This window comes from Achromobacter sp. GW823-FHT04E03 (assembly GCF_058796095.1).
Genome location: NZ_JBXAIJ010000001.1, coordinates 2,349,144 through 2,363,835 on the forward strand (window position 1 = coordinate 2,349,144; position 14,692 = coordinate 2,363,835).

13 protein-coding genes are annotated in these 14,692 nt (G+C 66.3%); 6 read left to right on the forward strand and 7 right to left on the reverse strand.

Annotated features, from left to right (window positions below):
- Window positions 1-33: 33 nt before the first annotated feature.
- The 5 genes from AC1RHV_RS11125 to AC1RHV_RS11145 form a co-directional block, all read right to left on the reverse strand.
- On the reverse strand, window positions 34-408 hold the full coding sequence (locus AC1RHV_RS11125) for a tautomerase family protein (protein ID WP_054451217.1): 375 nt from the start codon (window positions 406-408) through the stop codon (window positions 34-36).
- 120 nt (window positions 409-528) lie between these two features.
- Window positions 529-1,788, reverse strand: a complete 1,260-nt coding sequence (locus AC1RHV_RS11130) for a quaternary amine ABC transporter ATP-binding protein (RefSeq protein WP_054451216.1) — start codon at window positions 1,786-1,788, stop codon at window positions 529-531.
- Window positions 1,785-2,642 carry an ABC transporter permease gene (locus tag AC1RHV_RS11135; protein WP_054451215.1) on the reverse strand — a complete coding sequence of 286 codons (858 nt, stop codon included), beginning with the start codon at window positions 2,640-2,642 and terminating at the stop codon, window positions 1,785-1,787. Before AC1RHV_RS11135 ends, AC1RHV_RS11130 begins: the two co-directional genes overlap by 4 nt.
- A gap of 235 nt (window positions 2,643-2,877) precedes the next feature.
- Window positions 2,878-3,879 carry an ABC transporter substrate-binding protein gene (locus tag AC1RHV_RS11140; protein ID WP_054451214.1) on the reverse strand — a complete coding sequence of 334 codons (1,002 nt, stop codon included), beginning with the start codon at window positions 3,877-3,879 and terminating at the stop codon, window positions 2,878-2,880.
- Window positions 3,880-4,395: 516 nt separating this feature from the next.
- Complete coding sequence (locus tag AC1RHV_RS11145; protein WP_156337314.1) at window positions 4,396-5,658, reverse strand: class I SAM-dependent methyltransferase; 1,263 nt, start codon at window positions 5,656-5,658, stop codon at window positions 4,396-4,398.
- Window positions 5,659-5,864: 206 nt separating this feature from the next.
- Between AC1RHV_RS11145 and AC1RHV_RS11150 the strand changes: the two genes are divergently transcribed.
- The 6 genes from AC1RHV_RS11150 (at window position 5,865) to AC1RHV_RS11175 (ending at window position 11,862) form a co-directional block, all read left to right on the forward strand.
- Entirely contained in the window at window positions 5,865-7,013 is a 1,149-nt protein-coding gene (locus tag AC1RHV_RS11150) for a Bcr/CflA family multidrug efflux MFS transporter (protein WP_054451213.1), read from the forward strand.
- Window positions 7,014-7,367: 354 nt separating this feature from the next.
- Complete coding sequence (gene rpmB / locus AC1RHV_RS11155; RefSeq protein WP_006385639.1) at window positions 7,368-7,604, forward strand: 50S ribosomal protein L28; 237 nt, start codon at window positions 7,368-7,370, stop codon at window positions 7,602-7,604.
- A gap of 37 nt (window positions 7,605-7,641) precedes the next feature.
- The gene (rpmG, locus tag AC1RHV_RS11160; protein WP_003810296.1) at window positions 7,642-7,809 is read left to right on the forward strand and encodes a 50S ribosomal protein L33; all 168 of its coding nucleotides are present in this window, start codon (window positions 7,642-7,644) and stop codon (window positions 7,807-7,809) included.
- A 179-nt stretch (window positions 7,810-7,988) separates the two neighbouring features.
- Window positions 7,989-9,212 carry an ABC transporter substrate-binding protein gene (locus AC1RHV_RS11165; protein WP_054451212.1) on the forward strand — a complete coding sequence of 408 codons (1,224 nt, stop codon included), beginning with the start codon at window positions 7,989-7,991 and terminating at the stop codon, window positions 9,210-9,212.
- A complete protein-coding gene (locus AC1RHV_RS11170) occupies window positions 9,212-11,101 on the forward strand; it encodes an ABC transporter permease (RefSeq protein WP_492300758.1) in 1,890 nt (629 codons plus the stop codon). Before AC1RHV_RS11165 ends, AC1RHV_RS11170 begins: the two co-directional genes overlap by 1 nt.
- Complete coding sequence (locus AC1RHV_RS11175; protein WP_125471073.1) at window positions 11,098-11,862, forward strand: ABC transporter ATP-binding protein; 765 nt, start codon at window positions 11,098-11,100, stop codon at window positions 11,860-11,862. The genes AC1RHV_RS11170 and AC1RHV_RS11175 overlap by 4 nt, the downstream gene beginning before the upstream one ends.
- 19 nt (window positions 11,863-11,881) lie before the next feature.
- Here the strand turns inward: AC1RHV_RS11175 and AC1RHV_RS11180 are convergent, their stop codons facing one another.
- Both AC1RHV_RS11180 and AC1RHV_RS11185 read right to left on the reverse strand, forming a co-directional pair.
- Window positions 11,882-13,639: a SulP family inorganic anion transporter gene (locus AC1RHV_RS11180; protein ID WP_492300760.1), complete on the reverse strand. Its 1,758-nt coding sequence runs from the start codon at window positions 13,637-13,639 to the stop codon at window positions 11,882-11,884.
- 128 nt (window positions 13,640-13,767) lie between these two features.
- Window positions 13,768-14,640 (reverse strand): phosphonopyruvate hydrolase, encoded by an 873-nt coding sequence (locus AC1RHV_RS11185; protein ID WP_492300761.1) that lies wholly within the window; start codon window positions 14,638-14,640, stop codon window positions 13,768-13,770.
- Window positions 14,641-14,692: the final 52 nt, after the last annotated feature.

Consider the following 14,692-nt stretch of genomic DNA (forward strand, 5'->3'; position numbering starts at 1 on the left):
CTTCTGTCTGAGCTGCCAGGCGGACGGCAAAGCTCAGCGGCCGTTGGCCTTGGCCGTGATGCCGTTGGCCGCGCCCATGTCGGTATTTGGCACGTCGCGCAGCAGCACGCGCACGTCCTGGCCCGAGATGCCGATGCTGGCGCACACCGCCTGGTTCAGCGCCGCGATCAGCGCGGCCTTCTTGGCTTCGTCGCGGCCGGAGATCAGCGCGACGTCGACGCGCGCCATGGCCTTGCCGATTTCGCCGCCCACGATCACATGCGCCGCCGGCACTTCCTGAAGCACGATGCGCACGCTGGGCAGCGGCGCCGCGATGCTCTCGACAACGGCGTTGGATGCGGCCTGCAGCAACGCGGCCTTCTGGGCGGCCGTGTGGCCTTCCATGATCTGGACATTCAAAATAGGCATGACTGATTCCGATGTTCCGAAAAAGGAGAAACCGGCCCAGGCGGCCGGCAAACCATCATATCCGGATCAGGACCGCGCTGACGGCCGCGCGGCCTCGATCCGGATTAGGGTTTCTCCCTGTCAGGCCGCCTGGTCGCGGCGCTCGGGTTCGGACTGCTCCTGCGCGTCGACGGCAGCGGCGGCTTCCGCCGCAGGCGCGGTTTCGGCCAGGGCCGGCGTCACCAGCTCCACCACCTTTTTGCGCGACAGCATGCCGATGAACTCATCGTCTTCGCCGGTCACCGCGACCGGCTGGTCGCTGTGCACCAGCTGGGCCAGCACCTCGCCCAGGCCAGCGGTGGCGGGCACGGAAGCCAGATCCTCGACGTAGCGGGAAATGTCGCGCGCGCCTTCCTCGATGGCGCGCGTGGCGGCCTCGGCGGTCAGCACGCCGGCCAGCCGCTTGCCGTCCAGCACCGGCGCGTACTCGTAGCTCAGGGCGCGCATGCGGTCCATGGCATGGGCGGGACGCGAACGCATGGTCAGGGTCAGGCGCGCCGGATTCACGGCGTGCGTGGCGTTGAGCACCTTGGTGCGGTTCACGTCCTGCAGGAAGGACTGCACGTAGTCATTGGCCGGATTCAGCAGAATGTCTTCCGGCGTGCCTTCCTGCACCAGTTCGCCGTCCTTGAGGATGGCGATGCGGTTGCCCAGGCGCAGGGCTTCGTCCAGGTCATGGGTGATGAAGACGATGGTCTTGTTCAGCTTGGCCTGCAACTGCAACAACTGGTCCTGCATCTCGCGCCGGATTAGCGGATCCAGCGCCGAGAAGGCTTCGTCCATCAACAGGATTTCGGCGTCGGTGGCCAACGCCCGGGCCAGGCCGACACGCTGCTGCATGCCGCCCGACAATTGGTGCGGGTACTGGTTCTCGAAGCCCGACAGGCCCACCTGGTCCAGCCACTCGCGGGCGCGCTTTTCGCGTTCGGCGCGGCCGACGCCCTGCACGGTCAGGCCGTAGGCGGCGTTGTCCAGCACGGTGCGGTGCGGGAACAGGCCAAAGCGCTGGAACACCATGCTCATCTTCTTTTGACGGAAGACTTCCAGGTCGCGCTTGTTCAGGCTGACCACGTCCACGCCGTCGACCAGGATGTGGCCGGCGCTGGGTTCGATCAGGCGGTTGAAGTGGCGGATCAGCGTGGACTTGCCGGAACCCGACAGGCCCATGATGACGTAGATGCTGCCTTCTTCGATCGACAGGCTGATGTCGCGCAGGCCCAGCGTGTGGCCGCTTTCGGCCAGCAGCTGTTCCTTGCTCATGCCGCCCTGGGCGGCTTCCAGCCATTTCTTCGGGTGCGGCCCGAAGACCTTGTAGATGTTCTTGACCTCGATCTTGCTCATCGCTGGCCTCCCATGCGCATGCGCTGTCCATACGATTGCGTGATCCGGTCGAACAGCACGGCCAGCACCACGATACCCAAGCCCGCCAGCAGGCCGCGGCCCACTTCCAGGCGGTTGATGCCCAGCAGCACTTCATAGCCCAGGCCGCGCGCGCCGATCATCGAGGCGATCACCACCATCGACAGCGCCATCATCGTGGTCTGGTTGATGCCGGCCATGATATTGGGCAAGGCCAGCGGCAACTGCACGCCGAACAGCTGCTGGCGCGGATTGGCACCGAAGGCGCGCGAGGCTTCCAGCACTTCGCGATCGACCAGGCGGATGCCCAGGTCGGTCAGGCGGATCAGCGGCGGCACGGCGTAGATCACGGTGGCGATGATGGCCGGGATCTTGCCCAGGCCGAACAGCATGACCACGGGAATCAGGTACACGAAGCTGGGCATGGTCTGCATCACATCCAGCACCGGCAGCATGATGGAGCGCAGCCAGTTGACCCGCGCCATCAGCACGCCCAGCGGGATGCCGATGATCACCGACAGGCCGGCCGCCATGATCATGAGCGCCAGCGTCTGCATGCCGGCGTCCCACAGGCCCAGCACGCCGATCACGCACAGCAGCGCGCCCATCGCCAGGCTCAGGCCGATGCGGCGGCTGACGCCCCAGGCGATCGCGATCGTCACCGCGACCACCGCCCACCAGGGCGAATTGCGCAGCAGCTGCTCCAGCCACACCAGGGCATGCAGCACGGGCTGGGACAGAGTCTCCAGCGTGTCGGCATAGTTGGTGACCAGGTGATCGACAAAGCCGTCGATCGCCCCCCGGACCTGCCGGGCGGGAATAATTTCAGGAAACATTCGTTCTACTCCATTCTGGCGCACTCACCGCCCGGACCGCGCCCGCATGCCCAGGAATCGGGCAATGCGGCGCAAGCTTGCGGCTTCCAGCTAGAAAACGGCCGGCCATCCCGGCAGCGCCAGCGCATCTCGGTCCGGGCGCGAGCGCCCGGCCGGCGGCCATCCTGGCCAAGAAATCCGGCCCCATGAAGGGCCGGAGCGCACCGCGACGGCGCGCAGCCAGGAACATGGCGGGTTACAGCGCGCTTTGGACGCGCCCGGCGACGTCGGCGGGGACCCACTTGGTCCAGACGTCGGGTTTGTTCTTCAGGAACCACTTGGCCACGGCGTTGGCTTCGTCGCCGGACTCTTCCATGTGGGCCAGGGTTTCGTTGATCACCGGCAGCGGCACCGAGACCTTGGACAGGAATTCGGTGAGCTTGGGCGCTTCCTCGGAGAACTTGGTGTTCACCGCCGTGAAGACGGGATTGTCGGGATAGGCGCTGGGTTCGGGCTTGGCGCACTTGGGCGACGTCAGGCACTTGTGCTTTTCGGCGTCGTAGGGCGGCATGTCCAGCTTGACCAGGTCCATGGAACCCACCAGCGGCGTGGGCGACCAGTAGTAGAAGACCACGTTCTGCTTGCGCTTGTAGGCCGACATCAGGGCCGCCTTCTGCGCCGCGCCCGTGCCGGGCGAATACAGGGTGTAGCTGTCGTCCAGTTTCAGGGCGTGGAACAGGTTGTTGCTGGTGATCTCGCAGCCCCAGCCTGCCGGGCAGCCGTAGAAACGGCCCTTGCCGGGCTCTTCCGGATCCTTGAACTTGTCCTTGAACTTCGGCAGGTCGGCGGCGGACTTCAATTCGGGCAGGCGCTCCGCCGTGTAACGCGGGATGTACCAGCCCTCGGCGCCCATGTAGAGATCGCCGATGCGCTTGACCTTGCCGGTCTTCTCGGCGCGGTCCCAGGGGTCGGCGACGCTGTTCAGCCAGATCTCGGTATTGATATCCAGGTCGCCGCGCTCCAGCGCAGCCAGGGCGGGCAGGGTTTCGGTCGGCAAGGTCTCGGTCTTGCAACCGTAGCCCTTTTCCATGATGAAACGTTCGACGTCGACCAGGACCAGATTGGATTCCCAGTTCATCGCGCCGAAATTGACCGGGCGCTTGATTTCGCACTGGACGGCGTCGGCGGCTTGGGCCGCACCGGCAAAGGCGAAGAACACAGCCGCGGCGGCCAGGGTCTTGACAGGGGTAAAACGCATTGGCTTTTGCCTCCATAGGTTCAGGGACACACGCCAGGCTTGGGCCCGGAGGTGCCATGGAGCTAAGGGGGTTGTGCGGAAGACGGGCAGAACCGCCAATACAAACCGACACTAGCAACAAGACGGTCCGCGAGGGTGCGGCATCTTGCAAGACAGGAGCTTCAAAAACGCAGTTTTTGAAAACCCACAGAAAGTGAACAAACTGAACGAAGAAGCCAGCATCTTAAACGAAATTGATGCTCAGCCCAACCCCACCCTGGAATGAATCAGATACATTTCCGGAAAAAACGGTCCGGGATTACCCGCAATCGCAAGGAGTGAAACAGCAGCTTTCCCTAGGGGATTTTGATTCAGACGCAAAGATACATTCAGTAAATAATAAATTCATATCCATACGCTTTAGCGGTTTCGAATCGGCCGGAAATCGCGCTTCCGGCCAGTGGGCGGACGCGTTTCGGCCCACTTCCCGGTGTCAAACCCATTGAAACCGGCCATCCTGCGGACACCCGCTGACCGCTACTCGTTCTTGGCGTACATGTAGTCCCGGCGCCAGGGGTAGGCGAGGTCCGGCGGATTGTCCAGCTCATCGGCGCGTCCAGTCGCCGGATGCTGGCCCAGGATCTGGTGCAGCGCGATCCAGCCGTGCTCGAACGCCATGGCGCAGCCGGCCAGGTACAGCCGGTAGGCGCGCAGCGAACGCTCGCCCTGCTCGCCGCCCAGGATGCGCGCCGCTTCAGGCAGGCGCGCCTCCAGCGCATCGCTCCAGGCCCACAGGGTGCGCGCGTAATGCGGCCGCAGGTTTTCCACGTCCACCTCTTCCAGCCCGCCGTTGGTCAGGGTTTCCATCACCACGCTGACGTGGGTCAATTCGCCGCCCGGGAAGATGTACTTCTCGATGAATTCGCCCATGCCGTTGCCCAGCTCGGCGTTGTAGACGCCGGCCGCGGTAATGCCATGGTTCATGATCAGTCCGCCCGGCTTGAGCAGGCGGCGCAGCTTGGCGAAGTAGCCCTCGAGCTGGGCGCGGCCCACGTGCTCGAACATGCCGACCGACGCGATCTTGTCGTAGGGCGCGGATTCGTCCAGTTTGCGGTAGTCCAGCAGTTCCATGCGGACCCGGCCTGCGAGCCCCTTCTCCTGGATCAGCTTGCTGACATGGGCATGCTGGTTGCGCGACAGCGTGATGCCGGTGGCGTCCACGCCGTAATTCTCGGCAGCCCACAGCAGCAGGCCGCCCCACCCCGCCCCCACATCCAGGAACCGCTCGCCTGCGCGCAGGCGCAGCTTGCGGCAGATGTGGTCCAGCTTGGCCTCCTGGGCCTGGGCCAGCGTCATGCCCGGTTCACGGTAGTAGGCGCAGGAATAGACCCGTCGCGGATCCAGCCAGAGCGCGTAGAAATCATCCGACAGGTCGTAGTGGAATTCGATCTGCTTGGCGTCGCGTTCGACCGAATGGCGCCAGACCGACACCACCTTGCGCACCAGCTCGGTCAGCCAGCCGCCGCGCGCCGCGTCCACCGGCGATCCCGGCAGCAGCGCCGACGCCGCGGCCATCACATCGCGCATATTGCCTTCGATGTCGATGCGGCCTTCCACGTAATCCTGCCCCAGCACGCCCACTGCGCCTTCGGCCAGGTGCGCCAGCGCAGTCTTGTCGTGCGTGACGAAACGAACGCGGGGTTCGGGCGGCCCCAGCACGGCGCCGTCGGGCAGAACCAGCTGGACCGGGACCGGCAGGGCCTGGAGTTTGCGTTCCACAACAGACAACAAAGGATTCACGACTTCTCCTCTGGAATACGTACGGACCGCAATGACTTTATCGGAAAAAACTTGCAATTTGCTTGTAAGGTTGCCCGTGATACAGTCGTTTACTTGGCCCAAACCGTGCAACAAACCGCATCCGGGCCCTGTCACTGCGCTACCCCGCAATCCACATGCCCCCATCACAGTCTTTTCGCAGCGGCCTGCCTGGCTGGCTGATACTCATGGGCGCGCTGACCGCAATCGGTCCGTTCGCCATCGATATGTACCTGCCCGCGTTCCCCACGATCGCGGCGAACCTGGGCGTGTCGCGCGGCGACGTCGAACGCACTTTGGCCGCCTACCTGATCGGCCTGGCGATGGCGCAGGTGTTCTATGGCCCGATGGCCGACCGCTACGGGCGCAAGCCGCCGCTGCTGGTGGGGCTGACGCTGTTCATGATCGCTTCGCTGGGCTGTGCGCTGTCGGGGTCGGTGGAAGCGCTGACTGGCTGGCGCGTGGTGCAGGCCATGGGCGGGGCCGCCGGCATTGTGATCCCGCGCGCGGTCATCCGCGACCACTACGAAACCCATGAAGCCGCGCGCGCCATGTCGCTGCTGATGCTCATCATGGGCCTGGCCCCCATTCTCGCGCCCCTGGCGGGCGGCCAACTGCTTGCCATCACCTCGTGGCGCAGCCTGTTCTGGGTCATGCTGGCCGGCGGCGCGATGTTGATGGCTGCCGTGATCCTGATCATGAAGGAATCGCTGGCGCCTGAACGCGTGGTGCCCCTGCGCTGGGAAACCATCCTGCGCAACTACCGCGACCTGTTCGCGCATCGCGGCTTCATGGCGCACAGCCTGGCCGGCGGTTTCGGCCAGGCCGGCATGTTCGCCTACATCATCGGCTCGCCGCGCGTCTTCATCGAACTCTACGGCGTGCCGCCCCAGTACTACGGCCTGCTGTTCGGCACCAACGCGCTGTCGCTCATCGTCTGCTCGCAGATCAGCGCGCGCCTGCTGCGCACCTACACGCCGCGCCAGTTGCAGCGCCGCGCCCTGACCTCGCTGGCCTGCGCCAGCCTGGCGGCGGTCGCGCTGACGCTGGGCGGCTGGATGACCCTGCCCCTGCTGATGCTGTGCCTGATCTGCTACATGGGCAGCCAGGGCTTCGTGAATCCCAACTCGGCGGCGCTGGCGCTGGCGGACCAGGGCAAGCGGCTGGGCGCGGCTTCCGCGCTGTTGGGGACGCTGCAATTGTCCTGCGGCGCGCTGGCCGGTTTCGCCGTCAGCGCCTGGCAGACCGACAGCGCCCTGCCCCTGACGACCACGCTGGCGGCCTGCGCCTGCCTGTCCTGGATCTCGGGCCGCGTGGCGCAATCGCACACCAAGTAGCCTGGCCGCTTGATTTATTTAGGCTTTTCGTATTAGAATCTAAGTCTTCACATGAAGTTTCCCGTGCCGGACTACTATGCTTTGTAGTTCAGCACTCTGACCCCAACCGCGCAACGTCTGGCGATTTTCTTAGGAAATCCCAGAGATTCTTCCAAGAATTCCGCGGGTGGCAGGCAGCGGGTATAAGCACTGGGGCGGACCAGACGGGCTTTAACAGCCACTCCGATCCCCCCTCATCCACTAAGACTGGGTGGCCGGCAAAGGCAGCGCAAGCGCCTCTACAGCCCGGCGGCTGAAACCCTGTCTACCCCCCAAGCGATGCGCGACAAAAGAACGACCTAAAGAGGTGCATCCATGGCACGCGTATGCCAAGTGACCGGCAAAGGCCCGATGGTGGGCAACAATGTTTCGCACGCGAACAACAAGACCAAGCGTCGCTTCCTGCCCAACCTGCAATCGCGCCGGTTCTGGGTTGAAAGCGAAAACCGCTGGGTCCGCCTGCGTGTTTCGGCCAAGGCCATCCGCACGATCGACAAGAACGGCATCGACGCCGTGCTGGCCGAAATGCGTGCCCGCGGCGAACTGGCTTAATCAGCCTCCCCGCCAATCTACATACTAGGAGCACGACATGGCCAAAGGTATCCGCGAAAAGATCAAGCTCGAGTCGACTGCCGGCACGGGTCATTTCTACACGACCACCAAGAACAAGCGCAACATGCCCGAGAAGATGCTGATCAAGAAATTTGATCCGGTCGCTCGCAAGCACGTTGACTACAAGGAAACCAAGCTGAAGTAATTCAGCCGGTTTTCCCGCAAGTCGAAAGGCCCTGCACCGCAGGGCCTTTTTTCATTTCTGGCGAGCGCCGCATGGGGCGCCTTGTCTATTGCCCCGGGGCGAAGGCCCATGTTCCAATTGGGCCGCTGTCATCCGCCGCGCCTGCTGGCGCAAGATTCCCTCTCCACGCGATACCTGACATGTTCCGTCCCTGCCTTACCCTGCTGCGCCGCGCCGTGGCGCCGGCACTCCTGGCCCTGGCGCTGGCTCCCGCCGCCTCGGCCAAGGACAAGGAGCCGCCCATCCGCATCGGCGAGATCAACAGCTACAAGGCGATACCCGCCTTTCTTGGCCCCTATAAAAAGGGCTGGCAGCTGGCGCTGGAAGAGGTCAACGCCGGCGGAGGCGTGCTGGGCAGGAAGCTGGAAGTGATCTCGCGCGACGACAACGGCAACCCCGGCGATTCGGTGCGCGCGGCCCAGGAATTGCTGGCCCGCGAAAAGGTCGAGCTGCTGTTCGGCGGATTCCTTTCCAATACCGGCCTGGCGCTGACGGATTTCGCCAAACAGCAGCAGGTGTTCTTCCTGGCGGCCGAGCCTCTCACCGACAAGATCACCTGGCAGGACGGCAACCGCTACACCTACCGTCTGCGCCCCTCAACCTGGATGCACGTGGCGGCGCTGGCCCCCAAGGCGCTGGCCTTGCGCAAGAAGCGCTGGGCCATCGTCTACCCCAACTACGAGTATGGGCAGTCCGCGGTGGCTACCTTCAAGGCCATGATGACCTCGTTCCAGTCCGACGTGGAGTTCGTCGCCGAGCAGGCCGTGCCGCTGGGCAAGGTCGATGCCGGCGCCGTGGTGCAGGCCCTGGCCGACGCCAAGCCCGACGCGATCTTCAACGTGCTGTTCGCCGCCGACCTGACGCGCTTCGTGCGCGAGGGCAATACCCGCGGCCTGTTCGAGAACCGCGCCGTGGTGTCGGTGCTGTCTGGCGAACCCGAATACCTGGAACCGCTGGGCGCCGACACGCCCACCGGCTGGATCGTCACTGGCTACCCCTGGTACGCCATCGACACCCCGGCCAACACCACGTTCGTCGAAGCCTACAAGAAGCGCTACAACGAAACGCCCAAGGTCGGCTCGGTCGTGGGCTACGCGTCCCTCATGTCCATCGCCCAGGGCCTGAAGGCAGCGGGCGAAGTGGACACCGAAAAACTGGTCGACGCGTTTGCCGGCCTGAAGGTGGACACGCCCTATGGCCCCATCCAATACCGCAAGATCGACCACCAGTCGACCATGGGCGTGTACGTGGGCGTGACCGCGGTGGAAGACGGCAAGGGCATCATGAAGGACTTCGCCTATATCGACGGCGCACGCCTGCAGCCGCCTGACGAGCAAGTGCGCAAGATGCGTCCGGCGCACTGATGAGCCTGTCCGGGCTGCTGCTGCAGCTGCTCAATGGGCTGGCGGACGCCAGCGCGCTGTTCCTGGTCGCCGCCGGCCTGTCGCTGATCTTCGGCGTCACGCGCGTGGTGAACTTCGCCCACGGCTCGTTCTACATGCTGGGCGTCTACCTGGCCTGGACCTTCACCAACTACTTCGGCGACGGCGCCGGCTATTGGGCCGGGCTGCTTCTGGCGGCGCTGGCCACGGGCCTTATCGGCGCGGCCGCCGAATGGCTGGTGCTGCGGCGCCTGTACCAGGCGCCTGAACTGTTCCAGCTGCTGGCGACCTTTGCACTGGTGCTCATCATCGGCGACGCCGCGCTGGCCATCTGGGGCCCCGAAGACCTGTTCGCAGCGCGCGCCCCCGGCCTGTCTGGCGCCGTGCAGATCCTGGGCCGGCGCTATCCCGAATACGACCTGCTGCTGATCGCCGCCGGCCCCGTGGTACTGGGCCTGCTTTGGCTGCTGCTGATGCGTACGCGCTGGGGCCGGCTGCTGCGGGCCGCGGCGGAAAATCGCAAGATGCTGGCCGCGCTGGGCGTGAATCAAGCCTGGCTGTTCACCTCGGCATTCACCCTGGGCGCGTTCCTGGCCGGCCTGGGCGGCGCGCTGGCCGCGCCGCGGGTACCCGCCACCCTGGGCCTGGACCTGGAGATCATCGCCAGCGCGTTCGTGGTGGTGGTGGTGGGCGGCCTGGGTTCGATTCCCGGCGCCTTCCTCGCCGCCTTGTTGATCTGCTCGGTCAAGGCATTGTTCGTGTCCCTGGGACAGGTGCAGATCGGCCCCTGGCTCTTCAATCTGTCCAAGCTCACGCTGCTGGCGGAATTCGCCGTGATGGCCGTGGTGCTGGTCGTGCGGCCCTGGGGTCTGCTGGGCAAACCGCCCGAGCCGGCATCCCACACCGCCGCCCCGGAGCGCCCCATCGCGCCGGCCGGCCGCGGCCTGCGGCTGGCCTATGGCGCGCTGTTGGCGCTCCTGGTACTGGCGCCGGTGGCGGCCGCTCACAGCCCCTATCTGGGCATCCTGCTGACCGAAATCCTGATCGCCGCGCTGTTTGCCGCCAGCCTGCATTTCCTCACCGGGCTGGCCGGCATGACCTCGTTTGGCCATGCCGCCTGGTTCGGCCTGGGCGCCTACGGCGCCGCGCTGCTCCTGAAGCTGGCGGCCGTGCCGATGGAAGCGGCGCTGCTGCTCGGCCCCTTCGCCGCGGCGCTCGGCGCCCTGCTGTTCGGCTGGTTCTGCGTGCGCCTGTCGGGCGTGTACCTGGCGATGCTGACCCTGGCGGTGGCGCAGATCCTCTGGGCGCTGGCCTATCAATGGGATGACGTGACGGGCGGCAGCAACGGCCTGATCGGGCTGTGGCCATCGGCCTGGCTCGCCCAGGGCCCCTGGTTCTATTACCTGACGCTGGCGCTGTGCGTGGCCGGCATCGCCTGGCTGCGCCGCCTGGCGTTCTCGCCGCTGGGCTATGCGCTGCGCGGCGTGCGCGATTCGGCCCTGCGCGCCGAGGCGCTGGGCATGGACACGCGGCGCGTGCAATGGGCGGGCTTCGTGGCCGCGTCTTTCGCCGCCGGCCTGGCGGGCTCGCTCTACACATTTTCCAAGGGCAGCATCGCGCCCGACACGCTGGCCGTGAGCCGCTCCGTGGACGGACTGGTCATGGTGCTGCTGGGCGGGTTGCAGACGCTGGCCGGCCCGCTCGTTGGCGCTGCGTCCTACACCTGGCTGCAGGATGCCGCCGCGCGCAGCACCGAGTACTGGCACGCGGTGCTGGGGCTGGCCATCCTGGCCCTGGTCATGGCGTTTCCCGAGGGGCTGGCAGGCGCTGCCGCGCGCCTGGCCGCAAGCTGGAACAGGAGGCGCGCATGAACACCGCCCCCCTGCTGCGAGTCCGGGACCTGCGCAAATCATTCGGCGGCATCGACGCGCTGGCCGGCGTGTCCTTCACGCTGGAAGCGGGCCGGATGCTGGCGCTGATCGGCCCCAACGGCGCCGGCAAGTCCACCTGTTTCAACGCGCTGGGTGGCCAGCTGCGGCCCGACTCGGGCTCCGTCCTGCTGGACGGCCGCGAACTGGTAGGCCTGTCGGCAGGCAGGATCTGCCGGTTGGGCGTGGGACGCACCTTCCAGACCGCGGCCACCTTCCGCTCCATGACGGTGCGCGAGAACGTGCAGACTGCGCTGCTGTCGCGCGACCGGCTGCTGCTGAATCCGTGGCGCCGGGCCACCCGGCACGCGGCCGAGGAGGCCATGTCGCTGCTGTCGCAGGTGCAGATGGCGGACAAGGCGCAGGAGCATTGCGGCACGCTGGCCTACGGCGACGTCAAGCGGGTGGAGCTGGCGATGGCGCTGGCGCACCAGCCGCGCCTCTTGCTGATGGACGAACCCACGGCGGGCATGGCCACCAATGAACGCCATGCGCTGATGCGGCTGACGCGCACGCTGGCGGACACCCAGCGCATTGCGGTCCTGTTCACCGAGCACAGCCTGGATGTTGTGTTCAAGCACGCCGATCGCATCGCGGTGCTGGTGCGCGGCAGCCTGCTGGCCGAGGGCGAACCCGCAACGATCGCGGCCGACGAGCGGGTCCGCGCGGCCTATCTGGGCACGGAAGCGCCGCAGCCGGCCTGAGCCGGCCGCGCACGCGGCCTCAGTCGTTCCTCAGCCCGTTGGGCTGGCATTCCCAGAAGATCTTGGCCTGGCATCCCTCGCAAATGCCGCGGTCCAGTTTGGCGTAGATCGTATGCAGCGCCGTCGCCTTGTCGGGAAAGATATGGTCCTCGCCCAGCCGCTGCAGGAAACCCGTGCGACGCCACATGTCCAGCACTTCCGGCCGCGGGCGGTGGAAGTACAGATCGCCGCCCATGGCCCGCCTGGCGGCCAGTTCGTCTTCCCAGACCTGCGCGCCCGCCATGTCGATGAAATTCATGCTCTTGGCCATCACCAGCAGATGGCGCGGCGCGCCGGGCGCCGCGCGCAGCTCATGCAGGCGCTGCGCCACGTGCGTGGCGGCGCCGAAATAGACCGAGCCTTCCATGCGCAGCAGCTTCAGTTGCGGGCACTCCGGCAAGGCATCCGGCGCGTGCTCCAACACCACGAAGCGCCGCTCCAAGCCGCGCGAGTCGAAGCCCATGGTGCGCATCGCCGGCCGCGAGGTGCGGTGCAGGTAGACCATCAGCGACAACACCGTGCCCAGCAGGATCGCCACTTCCATGCGTATGGTGATGGTGGCAGCCAGCGTGGCGGCGGCGATGATCGCTTCGCCGCGCTGGGTGCGGATCAGTTGCCGCCAGCGCGGAATGTCGAACAGGGTCCAGGCCACCAGCAGCAGCAGCCCGGAAATCGCCGCGTGCGGAATCATGGCCAAAAGCGGCGCGGACAGGGCCACCAGCGCCACCAGCAGCAAGGCCGAGAACACGGACGCCAGCGGCGTCTTGGCGCCAGCCTCGTAGTTGGGAATGGACCTGTTGAGCGACCCGCAAGACAGGTAACAGGAGAAAAAGCCGCCCACAATATTGGACAGCCCCTGCCCCACGAATTCGCGGTTGGCGTCGATGCGCTGGCCCGAACGCGTGGCCACGGCCTTGGCGATGGAGATGGACTGCGCCAGCGCCACGATGGTCAGCGCGAAGGCCACGCTCAGCAGTTCGGGCAAGGCGCGCCAATCGACGCTGGGAATATGGAAAGGCGGCCAAGGTTGGGCCAGCGCACCCAGCACTGACACCGGCGCGCCTTTGGTCAGCGCGTTGAAGCCCGCGGCTGCCAGCGCGCCCGCCGCCAGGCCCGCCAACATGTAGGGCTTGCGCTTGTCCAGGCGCCGCACCAGCAGCGCCACGGCCAGGGTGGTCAGGGTCACCAGCAAGGCGCCCCAGTGCACCTGCGCCAGATTCGCGGCCAGGCTGGCCAGCAAGGCGCCCGCGCCGTGCGCGTCCGGCGACGGCATGCCCAGCGCGTCCTTCAGCGCATGCACGGCGATCAGCAGCGCCGCGCCGCTGGTGAAACCGAACAGCGCCGACGGCGAGATGAAGTGCGCCAGCGAGCCCAGCCTGAGCGTGCCCACCAGCCATTGCATCAGCCCGACCAGCACGGTCACGGCCAGCGCCAGCTGGATGTAGCCCTGGCTGCCGGCCACCGCCAGCGGCGTCAACACCGCATAGAGCGCCAACGAGTTGGCATTGGTCGGGCCCGACATGACATGGCGGCTGGACCCGAAGAGCGCCGCGACGATACAGGGAACGATGGCGGAATACAGGCCGTACTCGGGCGGCAGGCCCGCCAGCATGGCGAACGCCACGCCCTGCGGCAACACCAGCAAGGCGCCCAGCAAGCCCGCCGTCGCATCCGCGCGCAAGGTCCGCGCATTGACCTCGTCCACCCACGAGCCGAACAACCGGCGCGCGACGCTCATCCCCCCCTGCATCATTCTTTCTTGTCCCTCGGCATCTGCTTTCTGATTGGTTCCGCCTGCGGCGCACAGGGCGGGCGGCGGGTCGTCTAGCGTAATCGCTAGCGCCCCTCGCGCGCAACGCGTCCCGCTTACTTGAGGTAACGGCGCTCCAGCTCCCGCATATGGGCATCGCCCTGCAGCGCGATGATTTCCTTGACCGCCGGCAGCGCCGCATCCACCTGATGGATGCCGCCATCGCTGCGGATGCGGGCGAACACGTCCCGCATCGCCCCCACCGCGGCGCGGATGGCGTGATTGCCATAGATGACCAGGCCGACCTTGCCCAGCGCCTGGATATCGGCTTCGCGCAGTTGCGGATAGGCGGTGGGCACCAGCACCAGCGGCGCGCGGCCTTGCCATGCCGCGATGAACGACAGGATCTCGTCGGGCGTGTTCTGCTTGGAATGGATCAGGATGGCGTCCGCGCCCGCAGCTTCATACGCGCGCGCCCGGACCAAGGCTTCCTGCTCGCCGGCGCCCGCGATCAGCGCCTCGGTCCGGGCGATCACGCAGAAATCCGCATCGCGGCGGGCGCTGCAGGCGGCTTCGATCTTGCCCTGGAACTCCTCGATCCGCACCAGCTCCTGCCTGCCGGACGCGCGCAGACTCGTGTCCTTGGGAAAGGTCTTGTCTTCCATCACCACCGCCGACACGCCCGCGGCTTCGTACTGCGGCACCATGTAGGAGACATTGATGGCATTGCCGAATCCGGTGTCGATGTCGGCAATCACGGGCACGTCCACCGCGGCGGCGATCGCCCGCATCATGTCCAGGTGCTGCGAGGGCGAGAGTATGTTGGCATCGGGCACGGCGTAGCTGGCCGACAGCTCGAAGCCGCTGCCCCAGATGGCGTCGAACCCGGCATCGGCCGCCAGCCTGGCGGACAGCGGGTTGTGCGCCGACATGGCGTGCATCAAGACGGGATCCTGCAATTTCTGGCGGAAACGGGCGTTTCTGGTCATGGCGGACACGTAGGCAAAAACCCGGCGCGCCGCGCGCCGGCTGCGGCCATCG